This is a genomic window from Paenarthrobacter sp. NPDC090520, assembly GCF_044769205.1.
GTDB lineage: Bacteria > Actinomycetota > Actinomycetes > Actinomycetales > Micrococcaceae > Arthrobacter.
Map to the genome: position 1 here is coordinate 335,075 of NZ_JBIVXM010000002.1, position 19,415 is coordinate 354,489.

The following is a 19,415-nucleotide window of genomic DNA, read 5'->3' on the forward strand; positions in this document are numbered from 1 at the left end:
GCAGCCGGGTGACGTCCGATCCGTCCCGACAGGCCGTCATCCTTGGGGCGTTGCGGACGCCCGTGTGCCGTGCCAACGGCCGGCTCCAGCACTTGCGGGCCGAGGATCTGCTGGCTCCGGTGCTGGCAGCCCTGGTGGAGGATGCCCACGTGGACCCGGCTGTGGTGGACGACGTCATCATCGGCAACGCAGTGGGCGGTGGCGGCAACGTGGCCCGGTTCGCTGCGCTCCAGGCAGGTTTCCCCGTCAGCGTTCCCGGCATGACGATCGACCGGCAATGTGGTTCGGGACTTGATGCGATAGCAGTGGCGGCTCGACTGGTTGCTGCCGGGGACAGCCCCCTGTTCATCGCCGGCGGAGTGGAAAGCGTCAGTACGGCGCCCGCACGCGCCAACCGGAACGACGACGGCGGCCTGGACTTCTACTCCAGGGCCAGCTTCGTGCCAAAGGACTTTGGTGACCCGGACATGGGGGTGGCCGCCGAAAATGTGGCCCGGCATTTCGGAATTGATCGGGAACGGCAGGATGCCTACGCGCTGGAAAGCCACCGCCGTGCCGTCGCAGCTTCCACGGCTGGCCGCTTCGAGGCCGAAACAGTGCCGCTGGCCAGCGCTGGAACGACTGTCGCCCAGGACGACGGACCCAGGAAGTCGCTCAACCCGACCCTGATGGCGCGGTTCCCGGCAGCGTTCGTTCCTGGTGGAAGCGTTACCGCCGCGAACTCGTGCTTTGACGCTGACGCTGCTTCCGCCGTCGTTGTTACCTCGCTCGACCGGGCCCGGTCGATGGGTGCGCAGGACGCCTTGCTTGTCCTGGACTGCGATACAGCAGGGGTGGACCCGGAGTTATTGGGCATTGGCGCTGCCCATGCTGCCGAACGGCTCCTGGGCCGCGCAGGCCTTTCGGCCAGGGACGTGGACCTCGTGGAATTCAACGAGGCGTTTGCCTCCCAGGCCATCGCCTGTCTGGACCAGCTGGGGATCGACCCGGCGGCAGCCAACCTGGAGGGTGGAGCGCTGGCTCTGGGGCACGCTTACGGCGCGTCCGGTGCAGTGCTGGTGACGCGGTTGATGGCCCAGGCCAGGGACCGCTACCACTCCGACGGCGCCGAGTCGCTGGGGCTGGCGATGATCAGCATCGCCGGCGGAATGGGGACGGCAGCCCTACTGCGGTACGCGAGGCTCTAGCGGCCCTCTGGTTCCTCGTCGGGTTCGCCAAGACCCCTGGCAGCAAGTGCGTCCCCGGTCTGGCGGGCATAGGCCACGGTGGTGATGAAGACAGGAAGCACCAGCGCGCGCGGGCTGCGCTCGAGTCCGCGGGCCCTCGCGGCGTCCCGGACATCGGAGAACGCGCCGGCAATGAACGGGATGCTGCGGAGCATGATGGCGATGGTCAGTGCGAAGCGCTCGGGATCTGCGCCCCAGCGCTTAAAGGGCCGGGCCAGCGAAACCACACCGTCCAGCAGCTTCTGTACCGGTGTCGTGGCCGTGAGGACAGAGGCGGCGACGACGCACACCAGGACATTCAGGACAATCCTGGCAGCAGTGGGGCCGCCCAGCTGCCACCATTGGAACAATCCGATGACTGCCACAATCGGCGCGACCATCCTGATGACCCGCGCAAGGCGGCGGGGACCCGCACCGCTCAGCAGGAACAAGGCGCATATGGCCCCGAAGACCGCCAGCGAAACAGCCCAGTCGACTATGAGGAAGGACGCGGCCCCGCAGACCGCCACCACCAGGAACTTCAGCCATAAGGGAGTCCTGTGGATCAGCGAGTCCCCTTGGACGTAGTTCGCGATGAGGAAGCCATGGCCCCTCACGGCGTGGTCCCGTTAATGCTGGCCGCACAAAGCTCCCGATAATGGGCAATGGCCGCGGCGGGGATGCCGTCGAAGACGATCCGGCCAGACTCGACCACCAGGACACGGTCCATGTCCTGGGCGAGTTCCAGGTCATGGGTGGACATGATGACCTGCTGTTCGAGCCCGGCGATGGTGCGTCGAAGCAGTTCGCGGTTCCGCAGGTCCAGCAAGGTTGACGGTTCGTCGAGGACCAAAACCTTGGGATTCACAGCGAGGACGGCGGCCAGGGCCAGCAATTGCCGCTCGCCGCCGGAGAGTTCGTAGATGCTTTGGTCGGCCAGGTGCAGGATGCCGAATCTGTTCAGGACCGCCTCGGCCCGGAGGGCACGCTCGCGCCCGTTCTTCACCGAACGGCGCAAGGACAATTCCACGTCTTCGCGTCCGGTGGGCATCACCAACTGCGACAACGGATCGGTGAACACGAAGCCCACATTGGCGCGGACCCGCCGCACGGCAGCCACGGTGTCCTCTCCATGGACCGTTACCGACCCGGCAGTGGGTTCCACCAGGCCGTTGACCAGGCGCAGCAAGGTGGACTTGCCGGAACCGTTGGCGCCGATGACACCGATGCGCTGTTCGGCCAGGCCGAGGGACACATCCTGCAGCAGGGTCTTGTCCGTCGCCGCACCGTCCACGGCAACACGGACGGAGACCCCGCTGAAGTTGATGGAAGTCATTAGCCTGCCTGTTTGACCCGGCGCACCAGCACGTCCGGAAATGCCTTATGGAGTGCCACCGCGATGAGGACCGCGAGGACGTTCTTCAGGATATCGCCCGGATAGTAGGGGAGGTCCGCGATGAATGCCTTGGTGAAGTCGAGTTTGCCGTTGACCATCATGCCCAGCACGCCGAGCCCGTGGATGATGACCACGCTGCTGACCATGGTGGCGACGAACAGCAGGAGGGCACGGAAGCGCACCGTCTTCCGGATGATCACGGCAGCCAAGGCGCCTGCCGCAGCGGCAGCCAGGGGGAACGCGATGATGTAGCCCGCGGAGGGAGTCGCCAGGATGCCGAGCCCGCTGCGTCCGCCGCTGAAGATCGGGAGTCCTGCCAGCCCCAACAGGACATAAAGCCCGACGGCGGCAAAACCGCGCCCGGCGCCCAGCACCAGGCCGCTGAGCATGACAGTCAGGGTCACCAGGGTGATCGGCACGCCAAGGGCACCCACCGGGATGCCCGGGACGATCGATGAAGCGGCCACGAGCGCCGCAAAGACGGCGATGAGGCCAAGGTCCGTTGCTGTCCACCTCTTGCGGGCGACAGTGCGCGCTGGTGGAGCCGGATTGGTTTGAGTCATTGGGGGTCCTTGTTAGCTGCAGTGATGGTGGGTTGGGGCCCACCTTTCGAGAATACGGAGGCGCGGGACCTCCTATTTTGGAGTCTCTCCACAAATGCACGGGAGCAATCTTTGGTGGGTGGCACAGTTTCCCCCGATGTCCGGTCCCGGCCAGGCTGCCGGTAGACTTGGACAGGCCGTTCTCATGGCCGTCCCCGCCGCACCCACCGGCCCACCGGCCCCGCAGGCGTTCCCCGTTGAAAGGCATCACCCGAATTGATTACCGTCCAGGAACTCGAACTCCGCGCCGGCGCACGCCTGCTGATGGACCAGGTCAACTTCAGGGTGGACAAAGGGGACAAGATTGGCCTTGTTGGCCGCAACGGCGCCGGCAAGACCACCCTGACCCGCGTCCTCGCGGGGGAGGGACTTCCGGCAGGCGGCAAGGTGACGCGGAGCGGCGAGATCGGGTACCTTCCGCAGGATCCCCGCACCCCGGACATGGAGCAGTTGGCACGGGACCGCATCCTCTCCGCCCGTGGCCTGGATGTGGTCCTCGGCAAACTGAAGAAGGCCCAGGCGGAGATGTCCAGTGAGGACGCAGCTGTCCAGCGCAAGGCCATGAACCGCTACGACCGCCTGGAGGCTGAATTCCTCGCAGGCGGAGGGTATGCAGCAGAGGCGGAAGCGGCCGCCATTTCGTCCAACCTCGCCTTGCCCGAGCGCATCCTCAACCAGCCGCTCAAGACGCTCTCCGGCGGCCAGCGTCGCCGCGTGGAGCTGGCCAGGATCCTGTACTCGTCCGCAGAAACCCTGCTGTTGGATGAACCCACCAACCACCTGGATGCTGATTCCATCACCTGGTTGCGCGACTTCCTGAAGAACCACCAGGGCGGGCTCATTGTTATCAGCCACGACGTGGAACTGCTCGAAGCAACGGTGAACAAGGTCTACCACCTTGATGCCAACCGCGCCCAGATCGATTACTACAACATGGGCTGGAAGCGCTACCTCCAGCAGCGGGAAACCGACGAGCGCGCGCGCCGTCGTGAACGCGCCAACGCCGAGAAGAAAGCCCAGGTCCTCCTGGACCAGGCCAACAAGATGCGTGCCAAGGCCACCAAGGCCGTTGCCGCGCAAAACATGGCCAAGCGCGCCGAGCGGCTCCTCAGCGGGCTCGAGGCTGTCCGTGAGCAGGACCGGGTGGCCGCGTTGCGCTTCCCCGAGCCCTCGCCTTGCGGCAAGACGCCGTTGACGGCGGAGGGCCTCAGCAAGTCCTACGGATCCCTGGAGATCTTCACCGACGTCGACCTTGCGATCGATCGCGGCTCCAAGGTGGTCATCCTGGGCCTCAACGGTGCCGGCAAGACCACGTTGCTGCGCATGCTCGCAGGAGTGGACGCGCCGGATACCGGTGACATCATCCCGGGGCATGGCCTCAAAGTCGGTTACTACGCCCAGGAACATGAAACCCTGGACCACGACCGCACCGTGCTGGAGAACATGCGTTCCTCGGCGCCGGACATGAAGGACGCCGAGGTCCGCGGCATCCTGGGCTCGTTCCTGTTCTCCGGCGACGACGTGGATAAGCCCGCCGGTGTGCTGTCCGGTGGTGAAAAGACCCGCCTGGCCCTGGCAACCATCGTGGCTTCCAGCGCCAATGTGCTGCTCCTCGACGAACCCACCAACAACCTGGACCCAGCCAGCCGCGCGGAAATCCTCGGGGCCTTGAAGAACTACACCGGTGCCGTGGTGATGGTGAGCCACGACGAGGGCGCAGTCGCCGCCCTGAACCCCGAGCGCGTAGTGCTGCTGCCCGACGGCGTCGAGGACCACTGGAACGAGGATTACCTGGACCTGATCACGCTGGCGTAAGGCCGGCACTGCGGCGCGGCTGCTGCTAGCGTACTGGGAGCTCGGCCGCTCCTGTTATGCGCAGCAGATCCTCGTAGGTGATGGAGAACATGGAGTTGTGGTCGCCGGCTCCGGCCCATAAAACGCCGTGGCCTTTGAGTGAGGCATCCAGGATGGTCCTTATCGGCTGGGGGTGGCCTACGGGCGCCACTCCGCCCACTTCTTGTCCAGTGTGTTCAAGGACGAAGTCGGGCTTGGCGCGCCGGATCTTGCCCGTCCCCAGTTGGCGGGCCACCAGGGCCGTGTCCACCTTTGCGGCGCCGCTGGCGAGGATCAGCAGGGGAGTGCCGTCCACTTCGAAAACAAGGCTGTTGGTAATGGCAGCGACCTCACAGCCCAGTACGGAAGCTGCTGCCGCCGCCGTCGGGACCTTCTCCTCGAAGATACGGACCGTATCCTTGGCTCCGAGCGCAAGGAGGGTTTTCCTGACGGTTTGGACAGGATCGCGGAGACTCTCAGTAGCCTTGGGCATCCAGGATGGCGTCTTCCTCTTCTTCGGACGTACGGCGCTTGTTCTTTCGTGGGGCAGGGGCGGGCCGCTTGCGGGGACCAACGGCGGACATGGTTTCCTCGTCGTCCTCATCTTCGGCATCAATCGCTGCGTTGCGCGCCTGCTGCCGGGCGGCGTAGCCGAACCCGATGAACATCAGGACGCCGAAGGCAAACCACTGCAGCGAGTAGGACAGATGGGTGCCTTCTTCCGTTGCCGGTTTCGGGAACGGCGTAGGCATGGGTTGCACGGCCGGTGCTTCGCTGGCCAATTGGCCGTAAGCGCCCGTTTCGATCGTGTAGGGCAACTCACCAGCGAACCCCGGCAGATCGATGGACGCCAGTTGCCCCTCCACCGCCCCGCGGTCCAGCTTCGGTTCCGATGGCTTGAGGCGGGCCACCACGGTGACCTCACCTGTGGGCGGGGACGGAACGACGTCGGGCCGTCCCGGGGTGTTGTTGCCGATCGGCAACCAGCCACGGTCGATCACCACGGCCTCACCGGTGGTGAGGCGGAAAGGAACCACGACGTCGTAGCCCGGCTGACCGTTCAACGGCCGGTTCCGGACCACTCGCTGTCCGTCAAGATCGTAGGTTCCGCGCAGTTCCACCTGGGTCCATTCGCGCTCGGGATCGAGTTGGCGGAACTCGTCCTTGATGGCGGCGAAGGGCACCGGGGTGGCCGAATAGTTGCTGACCACGCGGTTGATTTCGGCCAGTGTTTCCGCGCGCCGGTCCATTTGCCAGCGTCCCAGGAACACACAAGCCGTAGCGAAGATAACGGCCAGGACAAAATAGCCCAGCCACTTGCTGGAAAACAGGAAGCGGTACATTCAGCGGGCCCCGCCTACGGACGCCTCGTCCGACTCGAACGGCACCGTTTCCTTCCATAGTCCGCGCGTCTGCAAGTAGTCTTCGAGCCACGCGCGGTGTTCGCCACATGCCAGCCACACCTTCCGGCGCTCTGGGGTGTGAATGCGTGGGTTGTTCCACAGGAGTTGCCAATCCGCGCCATCACGGCAGCCTTTGCGGGAGCACAGCGCCTTTTCCGGTACCGCTTGCTGGTCGCCTTGACCAAGGCCGCCGAGGGTGAAGATGTTCATGAAGCCGCCCGTTCGTCGCCGGCGTTCCCGGCCTTCGTAGATGGTGTGTCGTCGGTGGTGCCTTGGGGCGGAGTGCTGTCCTGGTCCGGATCCTCGTCCACCAGCTCCCCCTGGAGGACGGTGACCGTTTCTTCGGGTTCTTCTTCGGCTGGTTGCTGCGACCCCTCGATTTCGGGCGTGGCAACATAGTCCAGCAAGGACTCACTGTGGTCCTCTGCCATGTCGCTGCCATTGGCGATGACAACCGCGATCCACGGCAGGAAGACGGCGCCGGCCACCGCGACGATCTTGAACCAGCCATCCACAACGAAGATCAGGATGATGCAGACCATGCGGATACCCATGGCCAGTGAGTACTTGATCATCCGTTGACGCATGTCCTCGGAGTGGGCGGTGGCGGCGTCCGTGATGCTGTGCACTTCGGGGTCGCTGGAAACAGCGTCCGGGTCCCCGGGCACCTGCTGCATGGGACTGTTCTCTCGTGTCACAGCTGAATCATCACGCTCCAAAGGCTCCTATCAATTCTCTCACCATCGCGGTACTGGCCCAAACCGCTGGCCACACCGGTTACCCGCGCGTTGCGGGGTCCGGCGGCTAAGATCGAGGCAGGTAAAAACCCCTCTTCACCGCGGCACACCCATGCCGCAGAACCTGGAGCGAATGAATGTCTGAAGCAGTATCCACCGGCCGGAGCGTCCTGGTTACGGGTGGCAACCGAGGAATCGGCCTGGCGATCGCTGAGTCCTTCCTGGCCAATGGCGACAAGGTTGCGGTGACCTACCGTAGCGAATCAGAACTCCCTGAAGGGATTCTGGGAGTGAAGGCCGACGTCACCGATGAAGGATCGATCGATGCCGCATTCAAGGCGGTCGAGGAAGCCCACGGGCCCGTGGAGGTGCTGGTGGCGAACGCCGGCATCACCAAGGACACCCTGTTGCTCCGGATGAGCGAAGACGACTTCACCTCGGTTTTGGACACGAACCTCACCGGCGCGTTCCGCGTCATCAAGCGGGCGTCCAAAGGCATGATCCGCCTTCGGAAGGGCCGCGTCATCCTGATCTCTTCGGTATCCGGCCTGTACGGTGCGCCGGGACAGATCAACTATTCGGCCTCAAAGGCCGGCATGGTTGGCATCGCCCGATCGCTCACCCGTGAACTCGGCAGCCGCGGCATTACCGCGAATGTGGTGGCGCCAGGATTCATCAACACCGACATGACGGCCGAGCTCCCCGAGGAGACTCAGAAGTCCTACCTGGCCAACGTCCCGGCCGGCCGCTTTGCCGAGGCTTCCGAGGTAGCCAACGTGGTGCGCTGGGTTGCCAGTGATGAAGCCGCCTACATCTCCGGTGCGGTCATCCCCGTCGACGGCGGACTGGGCATGGGCCACTAGCCGCTGCCGCACTAGCCGCTGCCGCACTAGCCGATCAGGCAGTTTTTGTTGGCGCTCCACAAGCATCTTTCCGGCACGCGCTGGCAAGATGGAATCCGAGCCCACAGTTTTTGGATGAAGTGAACAAAAGGAGCACGTATGGGAACGCTGGATAACAAGACTGCCATCGTCACGGGATCATCCCGCGGTATCGGTGCCGAAGTTGCCAAGATCCTCGCGGGCGAGGGTGCCGCCGTCGTCGTTAACTACCGACAGAAGGCCCCGCGGGCCAATAAGGTGGTGGCTGGGATCCAGGCCGCCGGTGGACGCGCAGCCGCCGTCGGCGCAGACCTCACCACGGATGAAGGCGTCCATGCCCTGGCCAGTGCCGCCATGGAGGAGTTCGGATCACTCGACGTCCTGGTGCTGAACGCCTCCGGTGGCATGGAAACGGGCATGGAAGAGGGCTACGCATTGAAGCTCAACCGCGATGCCCAGATCAATATGCTGAACGCGGCCGTGCCGCTCATGCCCGAAGGTTCGCGGGTTGTCTTCGTGACCAGCCACCAGGCCCACTTCGTCGAGACCGTACCCACGATGCCTGAGTACGAGCCCGTAGCAAAGAGCAAGAGGGCCGGCGAGGATGCGCTCCGCGCCCTGTTGCCCGATCTTGCCAACAAGGGCATTTCGCTGGTGGTCGTCTCCGGCGACATGATCGAGGGAACGGTGACGGCTACTCTCCTTGACCGTTCCAACCCCGGTGCCATCGAGGCACGCCGTGCAGAGGCCGGCAAACTGTACTCCGTGGAAGAGTTTGCGGCCGAGGTGGCCAAGATGGTCACGGCCGACGTCGAATCGGGCCACACCGAGTACGTTGGTGGCGCCGATTACTTCGGTAAGAGCGAGCAGTAGCGGCACACGAGGAAGAGGCCCGGGATGGCATCCCGGGCCTCTTTCACGTTAAACGGACCTTCATCCCTGGCTCAACACTTCATGACGATTTCATAAATTATTGCCATTCTTTCGTCACGAATTTCATTAACTTGTTTCCAGATTCTAATTTTGCATTAAAGTTCGCCATCTGATTGACTCGGCAATACGCCTGCGTCCGTAGTCGCGTGCAATATTGTGCCTTGGGCAGCGCGCATCAACGGGCTTTTCCTGCCAGTCCCTCCGCGATTCTGCGAACAAGGAGCTTTATTGGACCTGCTACTGCACGCCGACGATATCCGCGCGTCCTATGACCAGCGGCGCATCCTCAAAGGCGTCAGCTTCTCATTGCACCGGGGTGAAATCCTGGGATTGATCGGAACCAACGGTGCCGGCAAAACCACATTGATGGGCGTCCTGGCTGGAGCCCACAAACACGACGGTGGCCGCATGAATCTCGCCGGAGAAAAGTTCGCACCCGACTCCCTGGAAGAAGCCCAAGCCTGCGGTGTCGGCCTCATTCCGCAAAACTTCCGGGTGGATCCTGAATTAACGGTTGCCGAAGCCATATTCCGCGGGACGTTCCAAGCGGGGAAAGCCCACGGGGAATTAAGGGAACAAGCAGCGAAATTGATTCTGGACGCCGGGATTGACCTTGATCCGGACATGAAAGTCGGAGCCCTGATCCGTGCCGAGCAAACTTTGGTGGAAGTTCTCCGGATGGTTGCGGAGGAAGCCCAGCTTGTCATCATGGACGAAGTTGCGGCCTCCTTGCCGGACCACGACGTTGCCGTGCTGCACAAAGTCCTGCGAATGCTGAACCAGCAGGGCAGGGCGATCATCTACATCACCCACCGGCTCGATGAAGTGCGGTCCATAGCCCACCGCATCGCGATTCTGCGTGACGGGCGGGTTCATCGTGTGGTGGACGCGAGTCAGACAGACATCGCCGAACTGGCTTTCATGCTGTTGCAGCAAAAACTGGAGCCAAACGCCCGTCCCGTGGAACTGGCTACCGGTGAAGAGGCGCTGCGGGTGGTGAACCTGGGTGTAGGTGACGTGGTCCGCGACGTCACGTTCCACGTGGCCAAGGGCGAGATCTTTGGCCTCGTGGGTACGCACCGCTCCGGGATCTACCCTTTGATCGGTGCCCTTGTAGGGACGAACCCCAGCACCTCCGGGGAGATCTTCATGCACGGCGACAAGGTGGAAATCAGGGAACAGCCGGATGCCAAGCGTTTGAAGATCGGGTTCCTGTCAGAGACGGACGACAACTTTGAGGCGAGTGCCACCGTCGTCGACGGGCTTCAACAGGTGGCGGACGACCATGAGGTGAGCCTCCAGGACGAGGTGATGCAGCTCCGAGGGGTCATTGAGCTTGTCAGGCGCATGCGGATCAACACCACGAACATCCACGGAACCATCGCAACATTGTCCGGCGGTGACCGGCAGAAGGTGCAGCTCGCCAAGTGGATGACCACCGATTGCGACATCCTGATCCTCAGCCACCCCAGCCGGGGCATCGACATCGGCGCCAAGGAAATCGTTTACAAGATGCTCCACGAACTCAGCCAAACGGGAGTGGCCATTATCCTGCTGTCATCTGACTTGTCTGAATTGGTTGGCTGGTGCCACAGGATTGGCGTGATGCGGGACGGCGAAATGGTTTCCATCGAAGCGAACGCAAATACCAACGAGGATGTCTTGGTCCACCACATGTTGGGCGAGAAATTCGAGGCAGCATCCCGGGATCCCCGGCGCCAAAAGAGTTAGTTCGTTGGGGAATGAAGAAGGGGTGGTCCTCAGGAGGACCACCCCTTCTTCATTCGGTGACACTAGATGGTGATGCCCTTGGCCAGGTTCTTGAGCTTGTGGCGGGCCAAGGCAAGGTTCGCGTAGGTGCGGTCCAATACCAGGTAGACAAACAAGCCCTTGGAGCCGGCCGAGTTCAACACGTTGATCAAGTGGTACTGGGTATCCAATGTCATGAGAATGTCTTCGATGTCGCTCTCCAGGTTCAGGTCGGACATGGTGCGCAGTTTTGCGCTGACCAATCGAATTGCCTGCTGCCGCGACGCCGAGATCGAAGCCGGGGCTTCCGCCCTGGGCCAAAGCCATACCGCTGGTGTAGTCAACCACGGCGGCACCGGTGGCGCCTTCAATGGACAGTAGTTGCTTTACGGCTTCGTCAAGTGAACTCATATTCCGATCTTCCTGTTCTGTTTCCTTGGTGGAGGGTTGCGGGAAGTAATCGGTGGTGGATTCCCGGAACGGGACCTCCAGGAAACCCGGCTCCCCAACCACCGCCTTCCCATGGGGCGTGCCCGTGCCAGGGTCTTCTTCCTTGAGTACCTCGTCCAGGAAGGAGGCAGAACCTGTTGTCGGGTCAGGGGACCCATCGGCAAGGGGACCTTCAGTGAGGCGTCTCCACCATTTCCAGGTGCGCTGTGAACCTTCCACTTACCGTCCTGGCGTCCATGTGGTCCTGACGGCCACATGGTGCGTTGCAGACGTGAAGATATGGTTCATGATGCTCCTGGGTCAACGATGGGACGCCAGGCAGCACCTCATCGAAGGAACCTCTGTCAACGAGTCGCCGGACCATGGCAGCCGGACACAACAGTTAAGTGTCGGGAAGCCCGGTTCGTGACGACGATTCATCCACGGAGAAACGGACACAGGCATCGCTGGATCCGCGGAACCGTTCTCCTCGACCACGGCGGCGAGGAAATCCGGCTCAGACGTTGGCGATATGCCTGACCGCGTCGAGGTAAGGCATGTTGATGGCCGCGTCCGCCACGGCCCGTACGGCCGGCTTCGCGTTAAAGGCCACGCCGATCCCAGCGGCCCCCAGCATGTCGAGGTCATTGGCACCGTCGCCGACGGCGATGGTGTGCTCAAGGTCGATGCCTTCGGCCGCAGCCCACTCCCGCAGGTACTTTTCCTTTGCGGTGCGGTCAATGACAGCGCCCAGCACCTTGCCCGTCAGCGCGCCGTCGACGATTTCAAGCTCGTTGGCAATCCAGTAATCGAGGCCGAGTTCCCCGGCAAGCGGACCAAGAATCTGGTTGAAACCGCCGGAAACAACAGCCACCACATGGCCGGCCGCCTTGAACGCGGCAACGAGCTCTGCCGCGCCCAGGCTGAGGCGCACCTCGGCACGCACGGAATTCACGACGTCGACCGGCAAGCCTGCCAGTACTGCGACGCGGGCGTGAAGGCTTTGGGCAAAGTCGAGTTCGCCGCGCATCGCCGCTTCGGTGACGGCTGCGACTTCCTCCCGCTTGCCGGCGTAGGCAGCAAGCAGTTCAATGACTTCCTGCTGGATGAGCGTGGAGTCGACGTCCATGATGAGCAGCTTCCGCGACGCCTTCCGGAGGCTTTCGGGTACCAGCGCCGTATCCATGCCTGGAGCATCCACCCCGGCAACGGTGCGGCGCAACGCAGCCACGTCTTCTGCCGTGGCTGCGGCGACGTTGAGTTCAGCGGTATGCACTGCGTAACGCCCGTCACCGGACTGTGATTCTGCTGACACTGTGACGCCGGCGCCCGTGAGCGCCTTGCGCACGCCATCAAGGGATTCGGGGGACAAAGTCATGCCATAGCTGACCGCAGCCAAGTTCGAAGTCATGCCCTCAATCCTAGCGAGGCGGCTATATGTACCCGAATTGGTTTCGCCTGATAAACAAGGACAAGTGCCGGTTATCAGTCATGTTCATTTTTGTCCTAGTGTCTACTGCTATGAGTGATGTTCTGGAATTGGCTTCCGTCAGCGTTGTCCGAGGCAAAAAAACCCTGCTGGACAAAGTGGACTGGCAGGTCAACGAGGGCGAACGCTGGGTCATCCTGGGACCCAACGGCGCGGGCAAGACCACGCTTCTGCAGATTGCTGCCGCACGTCTGCATCCCAGCAGCGGCAAGGCCGGCATCCTCGACGAAACCCTGGGCCGTGTCGATGTCTTCGAACTCCGCCCCAGGATCGGCCTCTCTTCGGCTGCCCTTGCCACCCAGATCCCCGAGCACGAGAACGTGCTTAACGTCGTTGTCACCGCGGCCTACGGTGTCACGGGCCGCTGGCGCGAAGGCTACGAGCGCGACGACGAACGCCGCGCCTTTGGTCTCTTGAACGACTGGGGGATGGGGCCGCTGCTGAACAGGACATTCGCCACGCTGTCCGAGGGAGAGCGCAAGCGCGTCCAGATCGCCAGGGCACTCATGACCGACCCCGAACTCCTGCTCCTCGACGAGCCCGCGGCCGGGCTGGACCTTGGCGGACGCGAGGAACTGGTCCACAAGCTGGGCGAACTTGCCCAGGACGAAGCCTCCCCGGCAATGGTCCTCGTGACGCACCACCTTGAGGAAGTGCCGCCGGGCTTCACCCATGCCATGTTGCTGCGCGAAGGCGAAGTGGTGGCCGCGGGGCCCATCAACGACGTCCTGACCAATGAACACCTCAGCAGCACCTTCGGCCTTGAGCTGGACGTCACCGAAAACGCTGGCCGCTACACGGCCACTGCCCGCCGCTAGGCCGGAAACGCATATTCACTATGGAAATTCTTAGCAGCATCCTGGTCTTTTTCGCTGGCCTCTGGGCGGGCACCATCAACGCCGTCGTTGGATCCGGCACCCTGGTCACCTTCCCGGTACTTATCGCACTCGGTGTGGTTCCCGTGGTGGCCTCCATGAGCAATGCCATGGGCCTCGTCGCAGGCACCGCAGCCGGCGCCTGGGGCTACCGGCGCGAGCTGAAGGGCCGGGGCAGGCAACTGATGAAGTTGATGCCGGCCTCCCTCCTTGGCGGCATTACCGGCGCCTGGCTCCTCCTTCATTTGCCGGAGAAAGTCTTTGGCTATGTCGCACCGGTGCTGCTGGTTGCGGCCTTGCTGATGGTGCTGTTCCAGCCGAAGCTGCAGGGCTGGATAAAAAACCGCGAGCAGAACCCGGAGCACGCCCTCAAGGACAAGAGCCACGGCATCCTCCTGGTGGTCCTCATCTACCTCGCCGGCGTTTACGGCGGCTACTTCGTTGCAGCCCAGGGAATCCTCCTGGTAGGCATCCTTGGCGTGTTCATGTCCGGCACCATGCAAAACGCCAATGCCATGAAGAACATCCTGACGCTCACGGTCAACATGGTGGCGGCCATCTCCTACCTGATCTTCGCCTTCGACCGGATCGACTGGCTGGTGGTCCTCCTCATTGCCGTGAGCTCCACCATTGGCGGCCTGGTTGGCTCGAAGGTGGGCCGCAAACTCTCGCCGAAGGTCCTCCGCAGCGTTATTTTCACCCTCGGCATTGTGGCCCTCGGTTTCATGATCGCCAATCTCCTGAAGTAAACGCATCATGACCTTCCACTATCTCGAAGCTGCGGACGACCCCCGCGTCTCCGACTACACGACGCTGACAGATGTCCATCTGCGCAAGCTGCGTGAGCCGGAAGAGGGAATGTACATCGCAGAGTCGTCCCGCGTGCTTCGCCGTGCACTGGCTGCCGGGCACCAGCCACGGTCCTTCTTCCTGGCGGAGAAGTGGATCGAGGACCTCGCGGACGTCTTCGAGGCGTACCCCGAAGTTCCGGTCTTCATTGGCAAAGCCTCCCTGTTGGAAGAGATCACCGGCTTCCACCTGCACCGAGGCGCGATGGCTGCCATGCACCGGCCGGCCCCGGTAGCCCTGCCGGAACTGCTCGCGGGCGCCCAGCGCGTGGCGGTGCTCGAGGACATCGTGGACCACACGAATGTGGGTGCCATCTTCCGCTCCGCGGCGGCCCTCGGCGTGGATGCAGTGCTTGTCTCGCCGCGCTGCGGTGACCCGCTGTACCGGCGCAGCGTCCGCGTCAGCATGGGGACCGTATTTCAAGTTCCTTGGGCCCGGTTGGAAAACTGGCCCGGGGATCTGGCGCTGCTGCAGGAGCAAGGCTTTACTGTCGCGGCCATGGAACTAACGGATGACGCCCTGGACCTTGACGAACTGGCAGCCCGGGAGATCCCCAAACTTGCGCTGGTGCTCGGCACCGAAGGAGCCGGCATGAGCGCCGGGACGCTCGCCGCCGTCGACCTTGCAGTGAAGATTCCCATGCGAGCCGGCGTCGACTCCCTCAACGTCGCCGCTGCCTCGGCGGTGGCTTTCTGGGAGCTGCGTCCCCGCGATTGACGCGGGGCCGCCCACTGGTTCGTGCAGATGGCAAGCATCAGGTAGGATTGTTTGTTGGTCCGGACGTTGAAATGAGTTATGGCATCTACGGACCACCTCCATTCATACCTGGCAGCTGGCAAAATCCAGCTGCGCGAACAAAGGTCCAATTATGAAGTCTGATATTCACCCGAAGTACGAAGCTGTTGTCTTCAACGACCTGGCTTCCGGCGTCAAGTTCCTGACCAAGTCCACCGTGTCTTCCTCGAAGACCATCGAGTGGGAAGACGGCAACACCTACCCGGTCATCGACGTCGAAATCTCCTCGGAGTCCCACCCGTTCTACACGGGCAAGCAGCGCATCATGGACTCCGCTGGCCGCGTCGAGCGCTTCAATGCTCGCTTCAAGGGCTTCGGCGGCAAGAAGTAACCCACTTCACCCCAAGTCTTCTCGAGGGCCCGCATCACCGGTTTCCGGCGATGCGGGCTTTTGCGTTTTCCGGCAAGATGGAAACCATGACTTCCCTCCCCGCACAGGAAATGAACGACGACGGCACGCACCTTCACGGGGCGTACAAAGTTCCCGGCGGGAAGCTGGTGGTGGTTGATCTGGACGTCGTCGAGGGCCGGTTTGCGAATGTCTCCGTGAGCGGAGACTTCTTCCTTGAACCCGACGAAGCACTCCTGGACATCAACACGGCCCTCACCGGGCTCCCCGCTGAATCTTCGGCTGCGGAGATCGCGTCCGCCGTCAACACGCGGCTTCCGGAGGGGGCAGTGCTGTTTGGCTTCTCGGCGGAGGCCGTGTCCGTCACCGTCCGGAGGGCCTTGTCCAAGGCCACGGGATGGGCGGACCACCATTGGGACGTCATCCCTCCGTCAGTCCTTCCGACACCTGTCAACGTGGCCCTCGACGAAGTCCTGACCGAGGAGGTGGGCGCTGGACTCCGGAATCCAACCCTGCGTTTTTGGGACTGGGCGGAACCCTCGGTGGTGATCGGGAGCTTCCAGTCCGTCCGCAACGAGGTGGATCCGGAGGGTGTCGCGAGGCACGGGGTGACAGTGGTCCGCCGCATCAGCGGGGGAGGGGCCATGTTCATGGAGGCGGGCAACTGCATCACCTACTCCCTCTACCTGCCGCAGACCCTGGTTGACGGGATCAGCTTCGCCGACTCCTACGCCTTCCTTGACTCCTGGGTCATGGCCGCCCTGGAGAAGCTCGGCATCAGTGCTTTCTATGTGCCACTCAATGACATCGCCACGGACCAAGGCAAGATCGGTGGCGCGGCCCAGAAGCGGCTGGCGAACGGCGGCATGCTGCACCACGTGACCATGAGCTATGACATCGATGCGGACAAGATGGTGGACGTCCTGCGGATCGGCAAGGAGAAGCTCTCCGACAAGGGAACCCGCAGTGCGAAGAAACGGGTGGACCCCTTGAGGAGGCAAACAGGCCTCGCCCGGGCGGCCATTATCGACGCCATGCAGGAGGTCTTCACGGAGCGCTACGGCGCCGTCGTGTCGCGCCTGACGGATGACGAGTTGGCCGAAGCCAGGAAACGGGTGGACACCAAGTTCGGCACCGCCGAATGGCTCAACCGCGTTCCCTGACCCCGGCTGCCTCTTCTGCAAGGGCGGATGTCAGCCTGCTGCCTGCGCTGTCAGGGCGCGCAGCAGGTGGCTGCGCTGCTCGATGATGATCCGGCGCAGGGCGCGGGGCGCGTCTGCGTGCTCCTGCAACCACTGGTCGGTCCGTAGCACCACGGGGTGGGCGACGGGGTCGGTCCCCTCCGGGAGGTCCTGGGAAGCGGGGAACAGGCCCCGGACAATCCGGCCGGCGATCTCGATGGAACGCTCTGCCCACACCGTCTCAAGGGCCTGGAAGTACGGTTCGATATAGGGGTCGAGCAGCGCGGTGGGCGCCACCATGAAGCCGTTGATGGTGGCCGACAGGATTTCGTTGGAGAGCTCCGAGCCAAGAACGGCGGCTTTCCAGGCGGACGCCTTGACAGCATCGTCCGGCCGGGCCGCCATGGCCAGCGCGTGTCCTTCATGGCCCGAAGCCGTTCGGTCACCCGCCAGCTCTGCGTCCAATTGCTCCTGGGAAGCCTGCCCATGCGCCGCCAGCGCCTGCCAGAGGCTCCACCGAAGCTCCGCATCCACCGTCAGGCCATCGATCACCACGCCGCCCTCCAACAGGCCCATCACCAGCGGAAGTTCCCGGTCCGAATGCCGTGACACATCTGCCAGGGTGCGCGCCCAAGCCAGTTGCTGGTCCGAGCCAGGCAGTGCAGCGCGAAGTTGGCGCGCTGCCACGGACAGGAACCCGGACCTGACCTTGTCCCGCTGGGGAGCCGGTACGTACCGCCCGGCAGCAAAGGATGCATTGGCCAGCACGTTGAGGAGCACGCCGATGCCGGTTTCCGCAGGAGCGAACTGTTCTACGGCGGACACGTACTGCGCCGATGGCGTCACGCCGTCCCGCGCAGCGTCCCATAGGGCTGTCCAGCACAACGCGCGCGCCATGGGGTCCTGGATGCGGTGCAGGGACGTACGGACGGTCTGCTCTGAAACCGTGTCCAGCCTGACCTTGGCATAGCTGAGATCGTCATCATTGACCAGGAGCAGGGCCGGGCGGGATTTTCCGGAAAGCCCGTCCACCAAGGTCCGCGGGCCGGCCACATCCACCTCAATGCTGTCCACGCGGACCAAAGCGCCGTCCTGGTCCGGGTCGTACAGCCCGATCCGCATCCGGTGGGGACGCAATTCCTGGTCTCCGGTCAGCGGGTCCACCGCATCCTGCGTCAGTATCACGGCCCCAAGGATGCCGTTGTCCTCGACGATCTCGGCACCGATCGTGGAGATGCCGGATGTCTGAAGCCATTGGCGGGCCCACACGGCAAGGTCCCGCCCGGACGCCTCGCTGAGTGCGCGCAGGAGGTCGTGGAGGGAGGTGTTGCCATATTCGTGGTTGCGGAAGTACTGCCTGGATCCGGCAATGAAGGCGTCGAATCCAACGTAGGCAACCAATTGCTTGAGCACCGAGGCGCCCTTGGCATAGGTGATGCCGTCGAAATTCTGTTTGGCCGCCTCCAGGTCGGGGATGTCGGCAACGATCGGGTGCGTGGTGGGCAGTTGGTCCTGGACATAGGCCCAGGCCTTGCGCTTGCTCGCGAAGTTCACCCACGCGGTGTCCCAGTCCGTGGCCCGGTCTACGCCCAACGTGCCCATGTAGTCGGCGAAAGACTCCTTCAACCACAAATCGTCCCACCAGGTCATGGTCACCAAGTCGCCAAACCACATGTGGGCCATCTCGTGCATGAGCGTGTTGGCACGTGCCTGGTACTGGGCGTCCGTTGCCCGTGACGAGTAGACGTACTTTTCGGTGAACGTCACCAGCCCGGGGTTCTCCATGGCTCCAAGGTTGTACTCGGGAACGAAGGCTTGGTCGTACTTCCCCCACGGGTACGGGTAATCGAAGAGTTCATTGAAGAACGCGAGGCCCTTCTTGGTGAGTTTGAAGAGCTCACCGGCATCAAAGGACCCAGCCAAGGACGCGCGGCAGTAAAGGGCCAGCGGAACATCAAGGCGGGTTCCGCCGTCGAGCGTTGCTCCCCAGTGGTCCGTCGCCTTGAAGTACGGGCCAGCCAAAACGGTGGTGATGTAGGTGGACATCCGGGCCGTTGTGGCGAAGTCCCACAGGGCCGCGGACGGATCGTCGCGCAGTGGCGTCCGCGCCACCTCAACACCGTTGGAGGCAACTTCCCATCCGGTGGGCGCGATCACGTGGAAGGTGAATTCGGCTTTCAAGTCAGGCTGTTCGAAGTTGGCGAAGACGCGCCTGCTGTCCGCCGGTTCGTACTGCGTGTAGAGGTAGCACTTGCCGTCCGCGGGATCCACGAAGCGGTGCATGCCCTCGCCGGAACGGCTGTAGAGGGCCGTCGCGGAGACCGTAACCACGTTTTCTGCCGCAAGGCTTTCGAGGATGATCCGGTCCTGGTCTACTGCCAGGGCGACGTCCAAGGCGCGGCCGTTAAGGACGACGGACTCAACGGTGCCGCCGATGAAATCAAGGAAAGTGGCCGAGCCGGGCTCGGCGGAAAAGGCGATGGTGCTGGTGCTCGGGTATCCGGTGACTGCGGGATCTGCCGCGTTGCGGACATCGAGGGTGACGTCGTAGGAATGGGTGGTGATCAGGGCTGAGCGGGTAGCGGCTTCTTCGCGCGACAAATTGTGATTCGACACACAGCCATCTAATCATGAGGCAGGTGGCGGCCTGACGCGGGAGGCCTGCGAAACCGCGACACAATCAGCGCGAAATGCGCTCGACCCAAAAAG

General features: G+C 63.1%; 21 protein-coding genes. 11 read left to right on the forward strand and 10 right to left on the reverse strand.

Translation table 11 applies throughout. The annotated features are described in order from the left end of the window. Nucleotides 1-8: 8 nt before the first annotated feature. On the forward strand, nt 9-1,187 hold the full coding sequence (locus tag ACIQTZ_RS04190) for a thiolase family protein (RefSeq protein WP_402977791.1): 1,179 nt from the start codon (nt 9-11) through the stop codon (nt 1,185-1,187). Here the strand turns inward: ACIQTZ_RS04190 and ACIQTZ_RS04195 are convergent. From ACIQTZ_RS04195 to ACIQTZ_RS04205, 3 genes are read right to left on the reverse strand one after another with little or no spacing between them, the layout of a single operon-like run. After that, nucleotides 1,184-1,822 carry an energy-coupling factor transporter transmembrane component T family protein gene (locus tag ACIQTZ_RS04195; protein ID WP_402977794.1) on the reverse strand — a complete coding sequence of 213 codons (639 nt, stop codon included), beginning with the start codon at nt 1,820-1,822 and terminating at the stop codon, nt 1,184-1,186. The two genes, ACIQTZ_RS04190 and ACIQTZ_RS04195, sit on opposite strands and share 4 nt — an antisense overlap. Beyond that, nucleotides 1,819-2,541: an energy-coupling factor ABC transporter ATP-binding protein gene (locus ACIQTZ_RS04200; RefSeq protein ID WP_402977797.1), complete on the reverse strand. Its 723-nt coding sequence runs from the start codon at nt 2,539-2,541 to the stop codon at nt 1,819-1,821. Before ACIQTZ_RS04200 ends, ACIQTZ_RS04195 begins: the two co-directional genes overlap by 4 nt. Then, the gene (locus ACIQTZ_RS04205) at nt 2,541-3,164 is read right to left on the reverse strand and encodes a biotin transporter BioY (RefSeq protein ID WP_400332351.1); all 624 of its coding nucleotides are present in this window, start codon (nt 3,162-3,164) and stop codon (nt 2,541-2,543) included. The genes ACIQTZ_RS04200 and ACIQTZ_RS04205 overlap by 1 nt, the downstream gene beginning before the upstream one ends. Nucleotides 3,165-3,419: 255 nt before the next feature. Between ACIQTZ_RS04205 and ACIQTZ_RS04210 the strand changes: the two genes are divergently transcribed. Further along, complete coding sequence (locus ACIQTZ_RS04210; protein ID WP_397321801.1) at nt 3,420-5,018, forward strand: ABC-F family ATP-binding cassette domain-containing protein; 1,599 nt, start codon at nt 3,420-3,422, stop codon at nt 5,016-5,018. 25 nt (nt 5,019-5,043) lie between these two features. Here ACIQTZ_RS04210 and ACIQTZ_RS04215 read toward each other — a convergent pair whose 3' ends face one another. From ACIQTZ_RS04215 to ACIQTZ_RS04230, 4 genes are read right to left on the reverse strand one after another with little or no spacing between them, the layout of a single operon-like run. Then, entirely contained in the window at nt 5,044-5,529 is a 486-nt protein-coding gene (locus tag ACIQTZ_RS04215; RefSeq protein ID WP_402977801.1) for a YbaK/EbsC family protein, read from the reverse strand. Beyond that, nucleotides 5,513-6,379 (reverse strand): SURF1 family protein, encoded by an 867-nt coding sequence (locus ACIQTZ_RS04220; protein ID WP_400332357.1) that lies wholly within the window; start codon nt 6,377-6,379, stop codon nt 5,513-5,515. Before ACIQTZ_RS04220 ends, ACIQTZ_RS04215 begins: the two co-directional genes overlap by 17 nt. Next, nucleotides 6,380-6,649 (reverse strand): hypothetical protein, encoded by a 270-nt coding sequence (locus ACIQTZ_RS04225; protein WP_402977804.1) that lies wholly within the window; start codon nt 6,647-6,649, stop codon nt 6,380-6,382. Further along, on the reverse strand, nt 6,646-7,158 hold the full coding sequence (locus tag ACIQTZ_RS04230; protein WP_400332361.1) for a DUF3099 domain-containing protein: 513 nt from the start codon (nt 7,156-7,158) through the stop codon (nt 6,646-6,648). Before ACIQTZ_RS04230 ends, ACIQTZ_RS04225 begins: the two co-directional genes overlap by 4 nt. Before the next feature lie 155 nt (nt 7,159-7,313). Between ACIQTZ_RS04230 and ACIQTZ_RS04235 the strand changes: the two genes are divergently transcribed. From ACIQTZ_RS04235 to ACIQTZ_RS04245, 3 genes are all read left to right on the forward strand, one after another. Continuing rightward, nucleotides 7,314-8,039 carry a beta-ketoacyl-ACP reductase gene (locus tag ACIQTZ_RS04235; protein WP_400332363.1) on the forward strand — a complete coding sequence of 242 codons (726 nt, stop codon included), beginning with the start codon at nt 7,314-7,316 and terminating at the stop codon, nt 8,037-8,039. A 138-nt stretch (nt 8,040-8,177) separates the two neighbouring features. Continuing rightward, the gene (locus tag ACIQTZ_RS04240) at nt 8,178-8,930 is read left to right on the forward strand and encodes an SDR family oxidoreductase (RefSeq protein ID WP_402942515.1); all 753 of its coding nucleotides are present in this window, start codon (nt 8,178-8,180) and stop codon (nt 8,928-8,930) included. 288 nt (nt 8,931-9,218) lie between these two features. After that, the gene (locus ACIQTZ_RS04245) at nt 9,219-10,721 is read left to right on the forward strand and encodes an ATP-binding cassette domain-containing protein (RefSeq protein WP_402977807.1); all 1,503 of its coding nucleotides are present in this window, start codon (nt 9,219-9,221) and stop codon (nt 10,719-10,721) included. A 62-nt stretch (nt 10,722-10,783) separates the two neighbouring features. Here ACIQTZ_RS04245 and ACIQTZ_RS04250 read toward each other — a convergent pair whose 3' ends face one another. Next, the gene (locus ACIQTZ_RS04250) at nt 10,784-10,978 is read right to left on the reverse strand and encodes a hypothetical protein (protein WP_402977810.1); all 195 of its coding nucleotides are present in this window, start codon (nt 10,976-10,978) and stop codon (nt 10,784-10,786) included. Between ACIQTZ_RS04250 and ACIQTZ_RS04255 the strand changes: the two genes are divergently transcribed. Continuing rightward, nucleotides 10,977-11,120: a hypothetical protein gene (locus tag ACIQTZ_RS04255; RefSeq protein ID WP_402977813.1), complete on the forward strand. Its 144-nt coding sequence runs from the start codon at nt 10,977-10,979 to the stop codon at nt 11,118-11,120. The two genes, ACIQTZ_RS04250 and ACIQTZ_RS04255, sit on opposite strands and share 2 nt — an antisense overlap. A gap of 565 nt (nt 11,121-11,685) precedes the next feature. On the opposite strand, the gene serB is transcribed toward ACIQTZ_RS04255, so the two are convergent. Further along, nucleotides 11,686-12,579 carry a phosphoserine phosphatase SerB gene (gene serB, locus ACIQTZ_RS04260; protein ID WP_402977816.1) on the reverse strand — a complete coding sequence of 298 codons (894 nt, stop codon included), beginning with the start codon at nt 12,577-12,579 and terminating at the stop codon, nt 11,686-11,688. Between the two features lie 110 nt (nt 12,580-12,689). Between serB and ACIQTZ_RS04265 the strand changes: the two genes are divergently transcribed. The 5 genes from ACIQTZ_RS04265 (at nt 12,690) to ACIQTZ_RS04285 (ending at nt 16,688) form a co-directional block, all read left to right on the forward strand. Next, a complete protein-coding gene (locus tag ACIQTZ_RS04265) occupies nt 12,690-13,475 on the forward strand; it encodes an ABC transporter ATP-binding protein (RefSeq protein WP_400332375.1) in 786 nt (261 codons plus the stop codon). 20 nt (nt 13,476-13,495) lie between these two features. Beyond that, the gene (locus ACIQTZ_RS04270; protein ID WP_397321812.1) at nt 13,496-14,281 is read left to right on the forward strand and encodes a sulfite exporter TauE/SafE family protein; all 786 of its coding nucleotides are present in this window, start codon (nt 13,496-13,498) and stop codon (nt 14,279-14,281) included. A 7-nt stretch (nt 14,282-14,288) separates the two neighbouring features. Then, nucleotides 14,289-15,098 carry a TrmH family RNA methyltransferase gene (locus ACIQTZ_RS04275; RefSeq protein WP_402942507.1) on the forward strand — a complete coding sequence of 270 codons (810 nt, stop codon included), beginning with the start codon at nt 14,289-14,291 and terminating at the stop codon, nt 15,096-15,098. A 151-nt stretch (nt 15,099-15,249) separates the two neighbouring features. Then, nucleotides 15,250-15,507 (forward strand): type B 50S ribosomal protein L31, encoded by a 258-nt coding sequence (locus ACIQTZ_RS04280; RefSeq protein ID WP_009358283.1) that lies wholly within the window; start codon nt 15,250-15,252, stop codon nt 15,505-15,507. Between the two features lie 86 nt (nt 15,508-15,593). Further along, nucleotides 15,594-16,688, forward strand: a complete 1,095-nt coding sequence (locus ACIQTZ_RS04285) for a biotin/lipoate A/B protein ligase family protein (RefSeq protein WP_402977819.1) — start codon at nt 15,594-15,596, stop codon at nt 16,686-16,688. Between the two features lie 30 nt (nt 16,689-16,718). Here ACIQTZ_RS04285 and pepN read toward each other — a convergent pair whose 3' ends face one another. Continuing rightward, nucleotides 16,719-19,322 (reverse strand): aminopeptidase N, encoded by a 2,604-nt coding sequence (gene pepN, locus ACIQTZ_RS04290; protein ID WP_402942500.1) that lies wholly within the window; start codon nt 19,320-19,322, stop codon nt 16,719-16,721. Nucleotides 19,323-19,415: the final 93 nt, after the last annotated feature.